Source organism: Ruoffia halotolerans (genome assembly GCF_014049385.1).
GTDB lineage: Bacteria > Bacillota > Bacilli > Lactobacillales > Aerococcaceae > Ruoffia > Ruoffia halotolerans.
This window is the reverse complement of sequence record NZ_JACAOA010000011.1, coordinates 26841-43007: the sequence shown is the minus strand read 5'-3', so window position 1 is coordinate 43007 and position 16167 is coordinate 26841. Positions and strand designations below refer to the sequence as shown.

Sequence of the window (16167 nt, the reverse complement as noted above, 5' to 3'; positions counted from 1 at the left end):
TTGATAGGTTTAGGATAGCATACACTGTCTAACAATGCATACCATTCAACTTCTACTATGTTAAAGGTTTTAAAAATTTTAAATTTAGTAAAATCTGCTGTTAATTAGACTAAATTCACTGCGAATATATTTGAATTCATTGCTTTGTGAGGTGTGGTCGAATATAAGTTCCCTCAATAAAGTTAAAAGTTGCATAAAAAAACTCACCTAAACTCATCATCGTAGTTTAGGTGAGGGTTTGAATAGTTAAGTAACTTCAGCCCTCCCACGCAATTGATTGGCGTGAGTTGATTTACAAGTTAGACCTACTTAGAATCTCGGTTATACTCTGTCTAAATACTTCTTATATAACTCATCAAAATTCTGATTACTTCTCGGTTTAACTACGCGGTATTCACTTGGCAGGTCGACATCTTTAACAACGGCGATACTCCCTAAGGTTTCGGCATTTTTCATTATTGGAATATATAATTTGTAACCTAGAATATCTGAAATTAATTGCGGAAAGGCATCTAGCTCTGTTACACCGCCGACTAAACCAATCTCGCTAAAATCAGCGATTTCTTCTAAGGCACTCACATTATGTTTAATATTGAAAATCATACCTAGAATAATCGAGAACAGGACTGACTCTCTTGAACTCACACGCGTTAAGGCAAATAAATTCCCGGTCGCTCCTTCATCCCATATCGGTGCGCGCTCGCCATTAAGGTGCGGTATAAAGACACTCTCTGTCTGTGGTCGCTGGGCTGCAATTCGATTTAATTCATCAAAGCTACTATTGAATACTTTGTTAGTCCATGACAAGACATCTGCCCCATTATTACTTGGTAGACCAATTAGGTATTGACCTTTTTTAATATGATAAGCAAAGTTTTGGTACAAATTATTTAATTGCGGTTGCTTATTAATGACACGAACAGCGTGACTTGTTCCAATTGAAAGAACAGCAACATCATCGAGGTCACTGAAGACATAGTTTGAGGAAATCCCATCCGTTGTCCCAATCGTCACCGAAACCTCTGCATTAAACAGCGCATCCATCGCTTTCGCATTGTAATCCACCGCTTTAATTCGCGGTAGCTCACTTGTTTCTAAACCAATGTCGGCTAAGGATATCGCATCCCAAGTTAGCGATTCTAAGTTCAATAAACCACTACTAGAAGCATTACTAATATCAATCACCCATTCACCTGTTAGTTGGTAGAATAGTAAATCTTTTAAAGAACCAACGCACATACCTTTTTCATATACGCTCATTAATTTAAAGTAAGGATTCATACTGTGGATAGGAGTTCCAGTTCGGTTGTACTGATTTGCTAATGCTTCCTCACTTTGTTGCTCGATAATTTCAGCTCCACGGGTGTCTGCCCATGTCAAGACTGCCCCTGATAAGGTACCGTCTTCATTGATTAACTGAACACTATGCATGGCTGTTGTGAGGATGATTTCTAATTGCTCTACTTCATTTACGATAATCAAATGCTTGATGCCATCCAACACATTTTCCCAGATTTCTTCAAAATCCATTTCAAAAACCGAGGCGTCTTGATTAATATTTAAATGTGGGTATTTCACCATATCGACAACTTGGTAGTCAGAATTAAATAAATTAATTTTGATATTCGTTGTCCCAATATCGATACTTGCTATAAATTTGCTCAATATTCCTTACCCCCCAAGTTGTAGCGCATGGCCGATAAGACTTGGTTTGAGATTGGTTGATCTGTTAATGACGCATTGCGTTTCATAAGTGATACAGATATCACACCGGTGTGGGCACTTCTTCTTGTAAAGCTTCGCCAACCATCCATTTTGCTTCGCCTGAGGCATGCACTTTCTGATTAAATTGTGTGAGTTGCGTATCTTTCGCTAACTCTTCATGAATATGATCCACTAATGCAGATTCGATCATCGAACCCTAGCTCCAATTATGTGTGACTTGAATTAAGTCAAGATCAAACTGTTTTTTGTTTATTTAAAGCTCTTAACCTTCTGCGATTACTTGCATCATACCATATTCAATCCCCTTATGGACCATTTTTTAATCATATCCACTTCCCGGTTCTGGGTAAAAATCAAAGCCTCTTGTAAGTAAAGTGATGCTAATAACTCCAGTATAGCCGGGTTCGTATCGGCTTGCCACCAAACATCATACACGCGCCATCAGTGCCCCCTCTTATTTTTGCGTTAAGTAAATGTAGGCCTTACAATCAGCGTTGCAAAGGTTTTTCATAAACTGTCATTTTCCACTAAGAAGGGGAACTTTTTATCTAAGTGTTGTCATTACCCCTTTTAACCAGATTTAATTGCATAACGAAATAACCCTTACCTATAAGAATAGATAAGGGTAGATGAGTAACTTGAGACAAACCGAGTTGATTTGTGACCCAGGTTAAACGATTACGCAAATTACTGCTATATCATATCTTTAATTTTATTTATAACACTTTTACCTACAGATGTTTCAGGATCGATATCCATCGACTTTTGAACCAACTCATGTCGTTCACCTAATTTTTCATCCATTTTCTTATCCCATGACTCTTTTTCACGTTTCTTAACTAAAGCACTCATCGTTGATGGAATAACGTTTCGATACTGATTCACTTCACCAGTCACAACTTTAATAGCCTCTTCAATTGCACCTTCTGGATCCATCTGTTCATATAGAAATGCTAGTTGTTCATAATCAAAGATACGCTCGTTGGGATTATCACGCCAACTTCTCCATGTTTCAAATGCACGGTCATTAAACCCTGTCAAATAAGGTCCTGGATTAATTGTCCCTACTTGAATATGAAATTCTTGTAACTCAGCGCTTAGCGATTCCGCAAAAGCTTCAATCGCAAATTTTGAACTCGCGTAAGGTCCTAATAACGGGTCGGACATTAATCCAGAAATAGAAGACATAAAAATCACTTTACCTTGTTGCTTCTTAACCATTTTACGGACAATTTGTTGCGTTAAAAAGATTGTTCCGAACACATTTACTTCATATTGACGACGTAAGTGTTCCTCTGGAATATCAATTAAAGACCCTCCAATTGATACACCGGCATTATTTACTAAGACATCGACGTCCCAGTCGCCTGCTTTTTCTCTATCAGCTTCACTTGTAATATCTAACTTTTCAACTCGAAGCTCTAGCTCTTTTTCTGCTGCTTCATTTTTTATAGCGGATACTTCAGACAAAGTCTCAACGCCTGCGATGACTTTTTTACCTTGTTTAGCTAAACCAAATGCGATTCCTTTACCAATTCCAGTACTTGCTCCAGTAATAAGATACGTTTCTTGAATCATCTTAAAATCCTCCTTTGGATTTATAACTTTGTTAACTACCATTTCAGTATAAAGGTTAATTAGAAATTAATCCAACATATAAACTTAAATCACAGTATTTTAATTAAAAAACACTTCAAACCTGGATACAGTTTGAAGTGTTTCACTTAGCTATTTATAGATTTTTCTTGTTTTTTAAGGCGTCTGGCTGTGATTTCATTTTCAATTAATTTAACGACCATGAAGCCAAGTACAATCGCGCCTGCGGTCCACAATACATCCATCATATAGTTCACACCGCCCATGTAATTCTCTTCCACGACCGAGCGAACGGCCATATAGGCAGCTCCTCCGGGAACAAGCGGCACAATGGCTGGTGTGTTTAAAGTCATGACTGGCAGTCGTAATTTTCTAGATAAGATGATACAAATTAAACCAATCACAACGGATCCGACAAAATTCGAAATCGCTAAGTCGCCAATGGCGCGGTTAATCGCCCAGAAGCTTACCCAACCTAATGTTCCCGCCAATCCGCCAAAAACAATCCCTCTGCGAGGTCCATTCAAAATAATTCCAAAAGATACACTGGCTATAAAACTAAAGACAATTTGTTCAATAAATTCAGTCATTCGCTAACTCCTTAAGAAAACCATTGTAAAGTCATCGCAATACCGATACCGATGACCGTAGAGATTAAAATCGCTTCAACTAAACGAACGATTCCTGTAAGTAAATGCCCTTCAAATAAATCTCTCATTCCGGAAGTGATAGCTAGACCGGGAACGAGTGGCATAATACAACCGATAATTAAACTGTCCAAATTAGCAACAATTCCCATTCGGTAACATAGCACTGAGGTAATCGAAATTAAGAAAGATGCTATTAAATCATTAATGAATTTCATCTCTGTTCGAACATAAATACGGTTAGATGTGAAGTAACCAAGTGACCCGATAATAAAAGCGGTCAAGACATCACTATAAGTTCCACCGAGTAAAAGCATTAAAGATAAACTCGCCAAACCAGCCGCAAGCATTCGGTAATATTTATTAAATTCAGGTGTTTGTAAATCCACTGATTGCAGTGCTTTATACAAATAAATTAAAGAAATTTTACCTTCTGCATACATACGTGAGTAACGGTTTGTTGCATCAATTTTCTCTAAATTAATTGAACGATTGCGTGCTTGAGTCATTTGAGATGTCGACTCATCATTAATACTCATAAAAATTCCGGTCGCAGTCACATAGCTTTCCGTGTCGAATTTCTTACTATTTTTTGCAATTCTTTGCATCGTATCTTCTACACGATAAGCTTCAGAACCCGATTCCATCATAATTCGTCCTGCAAGTAAGGTTGTTTTTAGTAGTAAATTTTTATTATCCATCAAGATCACCTCTTTGTATAAAGGATAACATAAAATCCAATACTTGCATTAGAACTCGCTTTAATTTTTTAGTGAGGTCACTTCTACTGATTCCTGATGTGTATTCTCTTGGGTATCTTTCTCCACCAATAGACGTAAGCCATTAAGTATGACTAATATTGTTGATCCTTCGTGAAAGACGACTCCCATTGGCAAGTCAAGAATTCCAATAATATTTAATATGACAAGTATCACAATCACAGAAATTGAAAAGAGGATGTTTTGTTTAATGATGCGATTCAATTTTCCACTGAGTTCATAACTGTAGAAAAGTTTGGCTAAGTTATTCTTAACAATAACAACGTCTGCCGATTCCATAGCAACAGAAGAACCAGAACCCATCGCAATACCAATATCCGCTCCGGCAAGCGCTGGCGCATCATTAATACCATCGCCAATCACCCCAACGACGTGGCCCGCTTCATGTTCCAATTGCACACGTTTGATCTTATCTTCAGGTAAGCATGACGCTTGGAATGTTTCAATACCAACTTCGTCTGAAACCAGTTTTGCCACTTTGGGATTATCACCGGTAATAAGTTGTACGTCGACTCCTTCTTTTTGAAATTGTCCGATCGCGTATTTTGCCTCATCTCGCACTTGGTCTGCTAGCACGAAATATCCAACAATCTCTTTCCCTTGACCGACGAAAATCGTTGTATAGCCTTGTTCAACTTGCTTACGGTAACCATTGGGATCATTAAATGTTTCAAAGTAAGATGGTTTGCCTACGATAATATCGCCTTTTTGCATACCGACGGCAACAATCTCTTCAACCATTTCATTTTGGTCCACACTATCGAGGGATAAATCGCTGTATGATGTACTAATGGCTTCCGCTATCGGATGGCTAGACGTCTGTTCCATAAAGACGACTTCTTTCAGAATATGTTCGGGCACTTGAGAGTCCACCACTTTGAATTCTCCAAACGTTAACGTCCCCGTTTTATCAGAAAGTAAAATATCCATTGTGTTCAAGGCTTCCATCGCTGCCCCACCTTTGAATAGAATCCCGTTCTTAGCCCCATTACTAATCGCCGATAAAGTTGCTGGTGTGGCTGAGGCTACTAATGCACACGGACTGGCAACTGTGAGTAGCACCATCCCGCGATAAAAAGCATCCTGAAATGACATTGATCCAATCAGCATTAATAATATGATAAAGACCGGTACTGCAAGCAAGACACCAATGACATATTTTGATTCAAGTCGGTCAATCAACCGCGATATTTGCGACGGACGACTTTGAGCTTCTTCAACCATTCGTACAATATTTGAAAAGACGGTTTCTTTGCTTGTTTTACTGACTGTGAGGTAGATAGAATTCCCTTCATTAATTGTCCCCGCAAAGACTTCTTCGCCTTTTTCTTTCTCTACAGGCAATGATTCTCCTGTTAAGGCCGCTTCGTTGATGGTTGTTGTTCGATCAAGATATCCGTCAATGGGAAGTTGAGCCCCTTTCGCCACCACAACGACTTGTCCAACGCTTAACTGAGACGTTGGCACCTCAACGACATCGCCATTTTCCTTTAATAATTGGGCTGTATCAGGCACCTGCCCCATGAGTTCCTCAATCGCTCTAGTTGATTTGTTCATTGCGAAATCTTCTAAGAATTCTGCACCCGCGAAGATGAATAGGAGCATCGCTCCTTCAGATTCATAACCAATCAACAAAGCACCAATAGCAGCGAGTACCATTAATAAATCGACATTCGGTGATTTATCTTTTAAAGTTTCAATGATCGCATCCTTGGTCGCAAAGAAACCTAAGAAAAAGATTGCTGCATAAAAGAACAGGCGACTTAGAACTGGATTCGTAAATGAAATAAAACCTAACACTAGTAAAATAGTACCGATTAACAGAAATTGACCTTCACGTTGTTTTAAAATGTAAGTCATCATTTTTAACCCATCCATTTCTTATAATAAAATTTTATACTTTGTATCTATTATACACCAAAACACCCTACGAATATCTTCTTTTAGGGTGTTTGAGTAATTAATTTATGGTTCGCTATAGAGTAATAAATCATCTAAATCGAATACTTTAATTTTCTTTGGTGTCAATTGTTCAATTAAACCTACTTGTTCAAGTTCCTTGAATTTTCGACTGATGGTTTCCGGTGTTGTACCTAAGTATGAAGCAATATCTTTTCGCGTCATCTCTAGTTCAATAATTTGTTCAGAATCTTGGCCTGCGACATTTTCAGCTAAAAACATTGTCAATCGGGTTCCGACTTGGTCTTCGGCCACTTTAACCGTTTGTCTTTCTGAACTTTCAAGCCGTTGCGACATTTCTGCGAGTAGTTTCATTGTTATGGTTGGATAGTCAGTTAAGAATGCTTGGATATCTGCTTGACCAATCGTACAGACTACAGTGTCTTTAGTGGCTTGCGCATAGGCTTCGTGGACGCCGCCAGGGTTAAAAATCGTCCACTCTCCCATGAAATCCCCGGGGTGTAGAATGCGAATTAGTTGTTCTTTTCCTGATTCAGACAATAGAAAGATTCGGACTTTCCCTCGATTCACTATATATAAGGTATCGTCTTTTTCTTGCGCTCGGAATAAATAATCACTGCGTTTAAACACTTTTGTCGTCGCTCGCTCTGCTATCTTATCCATCGCATCGTCTTCTAAATGATTAAAAATCGGCACGAGGCGAATGCAAGCGGCATGGTTTCCGGGTTCATGGTGGTGATGGTGGTGATGGTGGTGTTGACTCATAATTTGATTCCTCCTATATATACTCTTTTCTTTATAGATAGTATACCACCAAATTCTTTTTGAAATCTTGATGTCGGTCAATTCTTTATTTTGCAAGTCCCTCTATACTAGTATTTGTAAGGCAAACAAATATTACTTGGAGGTAAATAAATATGCAAAGATATATTTTGAGTCAAAAAAAGCTCATTACTTTACTCAGTGGAATTTTAATTGCGATTGGTTTCTTTAGTCACTTTGTCTTGAATAATGCCATGTTATTCAATGTTACTTTCATTATTGCTTCAATTCTCGGTGTTCTACCGATTGCTATTCAGGCCTATCAAGCCCTGAAGGTAAAAGTCGTCAGTATTGATGTGCTTGTTACGATTGCAGTTATTGGAGCCTTCTTAATTCAAAACTATGAAGAATCAGCCATTGTTACTTTCCTATTCCTATTCGGATCGTATTTAGAACAAAGAACTTTAAATCAAACGCGTTCTGCCATTAAAGAGTTAACCAATATGGCACCAGAGAGCGCCTTACTTTTAACAGATAGCGGCGAGTTTGAGATGGTTGATGTGGATGAAGTTGATGAAGGCGACACTTTGCTCGTAAAGACTGGAGCCAAAGTGCCTGTGGATGGAACGGTTCTAAGTGGTGAAGGCCACATTAATGAAGCAAGTATTACTGGTGAAGCTGTTCCCGTGACAAAACAACTCAATTCGGAAGTTTTTGCCGGAACAATCTTAGAAAATGGGACACTCCAAATCCGCGCAGATAAAGTTGGAGAAGACACAACTTTCGGTAAAATTATTGAATTAGTTGAAGAAGCCCAAGACGCTAAGTCAGAAGCTGAACGCTTTATCGACCGCTTCTCAAAATACTACACACCGATTGTATTACTCCTGGCGGTTATCGTTTGGATTTTCACACGAAATGTTGAGTTAGCCATCACAATTCTAGTTCTTGGTTGTCCTGGTGCCTTAGTCATTGGAGTACCCGTGTCAAACGTTGCTGGAATTGGGAATGGTGCACGTAACGGAATTTTATTAAAAGGGAGTGAAGTCATTCACGACTTCAGCCGCGTTGATACTATTGTTTTTGATAAAACTGGAACACTCACAGTAGGAAATCCTGAAGTCGCTGAACGATTGAGTTACGGGGATGACGACGATTTAACTCTACGTTACTTAGCAAGTGTGGAAAATGATTCAGATCACCCGTTAGCTAAAGCAATCTTAAATGATATTGGCTCAGTGTCATTCTTACCTGTTGACCAGACTGATGTTGTTAAAGGTGGCGGGATTGTCGCTCACATTGATCAAAATCGTGTCGCTGTCGGAAACCCTGCATTAATGGAGAAAGAACAAATTTCTTTAACTGGCAAGATGCAAGCAGATATTGAGCGTCTTGAAAGAAATGGGAACTCAATTGTTATTACAGCTGTTGATGGTGTTGTGAAATCCGTCATGGGAATCCGTGACCAAATTCGGCCAGGCGTAAAACAAGATCTACAAAAACTCAAAGACTTCGGCGTGAAAAACTTAGTCATGCTATCGGGTGACAACCAAGGTACTGTTGATTTAGTGGCAAAACAACTTGGTTTAACTCAAGCGCACGGTCATATGTTACCTGAAGATAAATCAGCTCATATCAAGAAATTACAAGAACAAGGTCAAATCGTCGCTTTCGTCGGAGATGGTGTAAACGATAGCCCGTCACTTGCCTTAGCAGATATTGGAATTGCAATGGGTAGCGGAACCGACGTGGCGATTGAAACTTCAGATGTTGTTCTAATGAACCCAGACTTCAGCCGCCTGCCACACGCTTTAGGTTTAACACGCGCTACTGCTCGGAATATGACACAAAATATTATCATTGCAATTGGTGTTGTTGCCGTCTTAGTTGCGAGTCTATTCTTTAGTAACTGGATGAATATGTCGATTGGAATGTTAGTCCATGAAGCAAGTATTTTGGTTGTTATTTTCAATGGCATGCGCTTATTAAGATACCGTCTTAAGGATTCATCAAATAAAATAGAATTAAAACAAAATGCTACTCAAACAGCAAAATAAGAAAAAGAAAGAGGATAAAAAATGACAAAATTTAATGATTATATCAACACAAACGCAGAGAAACTAGACTTATACACTACAGCCATCACACGTGCACACGGAAAGAATCACCCTGAAGCCTTTGATGTTCGCGATATCTATGTTCGCATTCAAGACAAAACTCACGCCGCTGAAGAGGAACAACCGGATCTAAATACAGAATTCACAACCCTTAGAGAAATTTCTGATAACTACACAATTCCTGATGATGTTTGCGAAACGTATGCGGCTGTTTACACCATGTTAAAAGAAGCCGATTCACTTTATTTAAGTTAAAACTTGACCGCCGTCAATGACACCTCATTCCAAATAACATACACTATATATAGAATAAAAAAGAAAAAGGAGAATGTATTATGTCACAAGGAATTATTACACTAGAAGCTCTTTCATGTCCATCATGTTTACAAAAGATCGAAGCAGCCGTTAAAGCACTTAACGGTGTTGACGCAGACAGTCTGAAAGTCCTATTCAACTCAAGTAAAGTTAAAGTGAAATTCGATGACCAAGCACTCGAAATCTCAGATATTGAAAAAGCCATTGAAGACATGGGCTATCCAGTTATTAAATCAGTTGTCAAAGCAGCTTAAGACATAAAAAAGCATCCGGAAAGTTAGATTCCGGATGCTTTTTTTGTTTGTAGAGGGTTTGGGTAGTGACTTGTGCCAAATGGCTGGTTCATTTGGTTGAGTTCACACAACTCAGGACAAACCGTAACTCCATTTGGCTTGAGTTCACACAACTAAAGACAAACCGCTACTCCATTTGGCTTGAGTTCACACAACTCAGGACAAACCGCACAGCCATTTGGCTTGAGTTAGACCAACTCTGGACGAACCGCAAATCCATTTGGCTTGAGTTCACACAACTAAAGACAAACCGCAAGTCCATTTGGCTTGAGTTCACACAACTCAAGACAAACCACAACTCCATTTGGCTTGAGTTCACACAACTCAGGACAAACCGCACAGCCATTTGGCTTGAGTTAGACCAACTCTGGACGAACCGCAAATCCATTTGGCTTGAGTTCACATAACTCAGGACAAACCGCTACTCCATTTGGCTTGAGTTAGACCAACTTAAGACAAACCGTAAGTCCATTTGGCTTGAGTTCGAGCAACTCAAGACGAACCACAATACTATTTGTCGTAGGTTGAATTTTACCCAGTTTTCTTTACTTCTCTACTCTACTTCTTCCTTTTTTCGAGTACTTGCAATTAAGCCTACGCCAGATAATACAGCTAAAGCTGCGGCAGAGAAGATAGCGTATTGTTTGTCTTCACCTGTTGCTGGCAAAACACCTACACTACTTTGATCTACATCAGTATTTTCAAGGTCAATCGAACTTTCTTCGTCCACTCCTCCTTCAGATTCTTCTTCTGTATCATCCGATTCACCTGGTTGTTGAGTTTCATCTTCTGGAATTTCATTCTCGTCTGATTCATCAAGGTCCTGTTCGGGTTCACTCGGAGTTTCTGGGTTTTCTGGTGTTTCTGGATTCTCTGGATTCCCCGGCATTTCTGGTGTTTCGATTTCCCCAGGAACTTCTGGAGTATCGCCGCCATCCCCACCTTCGACAGGTCCGCCGTCTGCGGCGTAACGAATAATCGTTGCTGTTAGCGGTGATAATGTAATTGATCCGTCATTTAAAACAACACCTTCTGGGTTTAGAATGGCTTCTGTTCCTGCAGTAAGCCCATCAACGATGACTTCACCAGTTCCAATGACTTCAAAGCCTTCTGGGAAGGTGAATTCACGGTCTGACTCGTCTGAGTTAATGAAAACTGCATATCGATTTCCTTGTGAATCTGTGACTTCATACGCTACAACTAAATCTGTGCCACTCATTTCAGGAGCATTAATAAAGCGAACATTTTCCTCAGCTTCTTCTTGGGTACCCCAACGGAATCCATCTACCGCGCGTCTTAAGTGAATTAAGCCTTTTGTATATGTTTGTGTTTGAGTATTGATTGGGTACATTTCGTCATTTAAAGCCATATTCCAATCAAATTTATTAACTATATCCGTCGAGTCATAAGAATCATGCACAAAATACGGATACTCAAACGGATTCCCATCCTTATCCACTAAATAAGTCGTCTTGTAAGGAGCCTCGTCCACTGTCGTTATATAGTCTTCATGACGGAATTGTTTCGTTCTACCAAACTCTTGACCTGCATGTATAAACGGCGTTCCTTGTGACGTTAGAATCATTAAGTTACCCAGGCGAATTCTTTGATGAATCTCGTGCGCGTATTTTGCGGAATCTTTCTTAATCGACTGAGCAATCACATCATGCAATGTTAAATTATCATGCGCCGCAATATACTGTATAATATCTCCTGGATCATCCGCATTCACATTGCTAGGAAGCCCCATAATATTATTAAAAATGTCTTCCAGAACTTGAGCGCCTCCGGTTAAGAATTTTGGTTGCCCTTCACTACCAAAACCAGACTTCAGCATATTGCGAATTTCATCCGAGAATACCGCCACACCGTCTGTTTGATTCATCCAAGATTGGTCCGCGGGTTGCCGTGAGTCGTCCTCGTCACCGGCAAAGGTAATCCAACCTTCTCCTAACATGAGAATATTCGGATTCAATTTAGCCGCTTCATCATAAGCCATTTGAACTGCTTCTGCGTCATGGTCTCCCATCATATCAAAGCGGAAGCCGTCGACTTTAAATTCATCGACCCAATATTTTATCGAATCCACTAATACCCTGCGGGACATATGATGCGTCGTTCCTAAACGACCCCCTCCGAAGGATTCACGCGGTGTGCCGTCTCTATCCATAAAATGATAATAGTTCGGCTCTAAGTCTTCAAATAAGGATGTACGTGCTGTATGATTAAAAACCACATCCAAAATGACACCCATATCGCGTTTATGAATTTCATTGACTAAGTTTTTAAACTCAGCAATTCTTAATTCCGGATCTTGCGGGTTTTCTGAATACATCCCACTTAGAGAGAAGTAACTTTGTGGGTCATAACCCCAGTTATAATTATTTTCCGAAGCAGACCACTCTAATTCGCGTTCGCCATTATTAAATTCATCCGCGTAGAAATAGCTCATAACCGGTAATAATTGAATGTGAGTCACACCTAAATCCTGTAGATAATCTAAACGCTCAACAAAAGAACTAAAAGTTCCAAATTGACTCGTTAATTCCTCTGAAATACTAGGGTCGGATGTAAAGTCGCGCACATGGACTTCATATATAATCGCATCTTCACGTTTCGTGTAACCGGGTATGTTGGCGTAATCTAATTCGGGTCCAATTGTCGTTGGATCAACAATTGCCGCTTTAGCCACGTGTGCTCCTGGAGCTAAATTATTCCAAGCCGCTAAAGATTTTGCATACGGATCGAGTGCTAGAACCGGCTCACCATCACGAGTAATTTCATAGTGGTAGAAGTAACCTTTATGGTCCGCAATTCCTGTCTGGCCTTCGTTTAATAAAAGATTCCAAACACCTGTCTCATTGCGCGTCATATCATAGTTTCCGACTACTTCATCTTGATTCTCTTTATCGTACAAGACAACGCGGATTGCCTCTGCCGTTGGTGCCCATAAGTTCATCTCTACTGAACCGTCTTCATGCAACTCAGAGCCTAAATCACCATCATATGCATAAAGCTCATCCATTAAGCGCCATGAAGAACGTACGGCCGTAGAATTGTCACCGTATGACACTGTGTATTGACCAGACAGTCCATCAAAATCACCGGAAATAATGACTTGACCGGTTGTTTCATCAATCGTAATATTATCAAAAGTAATGTCATTACCCTTACTATCAGTTAGAGTAAACAAACCTGTTAAATCGCTCTCGACAAGCGCGCTAACTGATGACAATGAAACAATAATTTGATCTGTCGCAACCATTTCCGCATCAGTTAGACGTTCTTCACCTGCTGTATAAGGCGATGTGTGAACAGTCGGATCCAAATCGCGTAAGAATACTTGACTATCTTCAGCGCGGTCTGAGAAAGTCATGTCTCCAGATTGTTCGCCGGTTAATTTATTTACTAGTAAAAATTGAATACTGCTATCTAAACCATTAGATAGATTGACATCAACATAGCGACCGAACGGTCCTTCATTAATAAAATCCAGCGCGCCATCTGGCCAGCTACCAATGTTCTCACTGGCTTCTTCGACTTCGCCCCAGACCCATAAGCCCCAGCCTTCATAATTATCATCTTTGCGTTCATAGTTAATTCGGATTTGGTTTTCATTTTTTAGAGGTTCGTAAAGGTGCTGATTGAACTCTTTATCAAGCCAAACATGATTCATGTCCGAGTGCGTAATTTGAATCGTTTGATCTTCAGTGACGTTTCCACCTGTGACCGTATTAATTAAATAATTAATGAGTTGCGCGTTTTCTTTTAGTGCTATATCAAGGTAATATCCATATTCTGACTCATATAATTCTGATAAATTCGTTGCCCCATTCGGCCAACCACCCAATTCTTCACTTGGCGTTTGGACATCTCCCCACAGCCAAAGCCCCATTGAGCTAGGAGCGCCCTCTGGCAATTCATCAAAATGCAGACGGAAGTCACCTTCAGAAATTTCTGGTAAAGCCGCAGTGCTTAAAGAAGAAACAGCTCCGGATTCCTCAGTTGGCGTTTCTTCAACCGATGCTTCAGACTCAACAACTTCTTCTGGACTTAACTCTAATGTACTTTCTTCAGAAGGTTCCTCTTCTACAATACCTTCCTCGACTGGCGCTTCGACTTCAGGTAGTTCCTCAGTTACCTCATCGGTAACCAGTTCGACGGCATTCTCGTCAATAAGCTCCTCCGCATTGACTTGTAGTAAAGTATTGTGACTCACTAAAATACCTGCCGTAACGGCAACTGACACAACACCGACTTTTAATTTCTTCAACCTAAACTTGTGAATCTTTTGACCGCTCTTCTCCAATAACAACTTCTTATTACGATGACTAACCATTCATTTTCCCCCTGTTTCTTTAAATGAAATCGTTTTCTGCAAACGTTTTACTAAATTATATATAAATATGACTACTAATACAATATATTTATTTCAAGAAACCTATTTTAATCGTATTTTATATTCGTAATTCAATATATTTCCAGTGCAATCGTTTGTCTAAATAAGCGGTGCGAACCACGTATCCTTATACATACTGCTAGCGCTACCCTATAATTCAGAATAAGAAAAGAGGGATCAAGATGAAACTACGATTAAGCGACGAAGACATGAAAATGTCCAAAGAAAAGTATGCAGATCTAACAGCGGCAGCAGGATTCGCAGAAGAACCGAAATTTATCGGCTTAGCAAATTACTATGTTGTAATATTAGATGAGGAAAAGATCACGCTAGTTCAAACGGACTTGGGTTTCAATGAAAAAGGCACGACAATTATTCCCTTAACTAAAGTCAACTCAATCAAAGTATCAGGAACACTCATTAAAAAAGTCGTCATCGATACGCACAGAAAAAAGTACAAACTGCAATTTAAGGCAATGGCAATTCCAAATAGAGCTGAACAAAAGAATATAGTTGAAAAGCTCGCTGTTGCGGTATAAAAGAAAAACGAAAGCCCAATAAGTTTGCTGAAATAGCGAGCTTACTGGGCTTTTGGTGTGCTGGGTAGCTTGCGACATATCGCTTCCTCGTGTGACGTAAGACGGGCTTGCTTGCGACATATCGCTTCCTCGTATGACGTAAGACGGGCTTGCTTGCGACATATCGCTTCGACGTGTGGCGCAAGATCACCCAGCTAAAGCCACACCACATACCCATGTGGCGTAAGATTCACACAAACCAACAAAAAAGCTTGGTATACTGGTCCTATGAACGTGGATAATCTGAGCCACACTCATTTCATTCGTGAACTAAGTTAATTTCTGTCATGATAATTGTAGACTCAAAGGTATAAAGACCAAATATTTGTAGACAATCCGTCATACGTTGAAATTTTTAGTGAACCAAAAAAGAAAGGTGAGTAATCATGGGAATATATAGTCCAGAAGTCGTCGAAATATTGAAGCAATCACCGTATAGAGAAAATGTGAGTGACCATGTAATTCAATATGGTGATGCATTTAAACAGGAGTTTTATTGTTTATCTCAACAAGGCCACAAACCCAAGGATATATTTTTATCATTGGGTCTTGACCCAGCGCTCCTCGGAAGTAATGTGATACGGAGTTTTGTAAGGAGCATGAAGGATTTCCAACCCAAATTAAATCAGGCAGGCCAACCAATCAGTATCACGCGATCATTGATTGAAAAGGATGAGGAAATTGAAAAACTAAAGTTTGAAGTGAAATTTCTAAAAAAAAGAGGCTCATCGACTTGGGAATGTTTCCGAAAGAGAAGCCAAACGACACTACTTTAGACTGATTCAAGAGACATTTGAATCCCCAACTAACACGTGGACCATTGAAGCGGTTTGTCAGCAGTGTGGTGTCTCAAAAAGCGCCTACTATCGATGGAAAAAGATGACTCAGGTGAATATGGAAAAGCGAGAACGTGAAGATCAAAGGGATTTTTCGTTAGTCCTGGAGGCATTTAATTACCGGCAAAATCCCAAAGGATAACGCCAAATATTGATTTATTTAGCTCACAATCGCACACTGATGTGTCGCAGTAAAATTC

Annotated in this window: 13 protein-coding genes and 1 pseudogene; 5 read left to right on the top strand and 9 right to left on the bottom strand. The window is 39.7% G+C overall.

Going from position 1 to position 16167, the window contains the following annotated elements; translation table 11 throughout:
• Nucleotides 1-321: 321 nt before the first annotated feature.
• The 8 genes and pseudogenes from HW423_RS05540 to HW423_RS05505 all read right to left on the bottom strand — a co-directional run bounded on the left by HW423_RS05540 (nt 322) and on the right by HW423_RS05505 (nt 7432).
• Nucleotides 322-1665 carry an FGGY family carbohydrate kinase gene (locus tag HW423_RS05540; protein ID WP_218930943.1) on the bottom strand — a complete coding sequence of 448 codons (1344 nt, stop codon included), beginning with the start codon at nt 1663-1665 and terminating at the stop codon, nt 322-324.
• Nucleotides 1666-1765: 100 nt separating this feature from the next.
• Nucleotides 1766-1915, bottom strand: coding sequence for a hypothetical protein (locus HW423_RS05535; protein ID WP_218930942.1), 150 nt, complete (start codon nt 1913-1915; stop codon nt 1766-1768).
• A gap of 72 nt (nt 1916-1987) precedes the next feature.
• A pseudogene (locus HW423_RS11540) lies at nt 1988-2044 on the bottom strand (hypothetical protein); the annotation flags it as partial.
• Between the two features lie 374 nt (nt 2045-2418).
• Nucleotides 2419-3303: an SDR family oxidoreductase gene (locus HW423_RS05525; protein WP_218930941.1), complete on the bottom strand. Its 885-nt coding sequence runs from the start codon at nt 3301-3303 to the stop codon at nt 2419-2421.
• 146 nt (nt 3304-3449) lie between these two features.
• The gene (locus HW423_RS05520; RefSeq protein WP_218930940.1) at nt 3450-3911 is read right to left on the bottom strand and encodes a threonine/serine exporter family protein; all 462 of its coding nucleotides are present in this window, start codon (nt 3909-3911) and stop codon (nt 3450-3452) included.
• Nucleotides 3912-3922: 11 nt separating this feature from the next.
• Nucleotides 3923-4669, bottom strand: coding sequence for a threonine/serine exporter family protein (locus HW423_RS05515; protein WP_218930939.1), 747 nt, complete (start codon nt 4667-4669; stop codon nt 3923-3925).
• A 60-nt stretch (nt 4670-4729) separates the two neighbouring features.
• Nucleotides 4730-6610: a heavy metal translocating P-type ATPase gene (locus HW423_RS05510; RefSeq protein ID WP_218930938.1), complete on the bottom strand. Its 1881-nt coding sequence runs from the start codon at nt 6608-6610 to the stop codon at nt 4730-4732.
• 102 nt (nt 6611-6712) lie between these two features.
• Entirely contained in the window at nt 6713-7432 is a 720-nt protein-coding gene (locus HW423_RS05505) for a Crp/Fnr family transcriptional regulator (RefSeq protein ID WP_235956320.1), read from the bottom strand.
• Between the two features lie 152 nt (nt 7433-7584).
• Between HW423_RS05505 and HW423_RS05500 the strand changes: the two genes are divergently transcribed.
• The 3 genes from HW423_RS05500 to HW423_RS05490 all read left to right on the top strand — a co-directional run bounded on the left by HW423_RS05500 (nt 7585) and on the right by HW423_RS05490 (nt 10115).
• On the top strand, nt 7585-9486 hold the full coding sequence (locus HW423_RS05500) for a heavy metal translocating P-type ATPase (RefSeq protein ID WP_218930937.1): 1902 nt from the start codon (nt 7585-7587) through the stop codon (nt 9484-9486).
• A gap of 21 nt (nt 9487-9507) precedes the next feature.
• Complete coding sequence (locus HW423_RS05495) at nt 9508-9801, top strand: iron-sulfur cluster repair di-iron protein, ric (RefSeq protein ID WP_218930936.1); 294 nt, start codon at nt 9508-9510, stop codon at nt 9799-9801.
• An 80-nt stretch (nt 9802-9881) separates the two neighbouring features.
• Entirely contained in the window at nt 9882-10115 is a 234-nt protein-coding gene (locus tag HW423_RS05490; protein ID WP_218930935.1) for a heavy-metal-associated domain-containing protein, read from the top strand.
• 592 nt (nt 10116-10707) lie between these two features.
• Here the strand turns inward: HW423_RS05490 and HW423_RS05485 are convergent.
• Nucleotides 10708-14493, bottom strand: coding sequence for a pullulanase (locus tag HW423_RS05485; RefSeq protein ID WP_218930934.1), 3786 nt, complete (start codon nt 14491-14493; stop codon nt 10708-10710).
• Nucleotides 14494-14735: 242 nt separating this feature from the next.
• Here HW423_RS05485 and HW423_RS05480 point away from each other — a divergent pair, with 242 nt between their 5' ends.
• On the top strand, nt 14736-15092 hold the full coding sequence (locus HW423_RS05480) for a hypothetical protein (protein WP_218930933.1): 357 nt from the start codon (nt 14736-14738) through the stop codon (nt 15090-15092).
• A 425-nt stretch (nt 15093-15517) separates the two neighbouring features.
• Nucleotides 15518-15907: an HTH domain-containing protein gene (locus HW423_RS05475; protein WP_218930932.1), complete on the top strand. Its 390-nt coding sequence runs from the start codon at nt 15518-15520 to the stop codon at nt 15905-15907.
• The last annotated feature ends 260 nt before the right edge of the window (nt 15908-16167 follow it).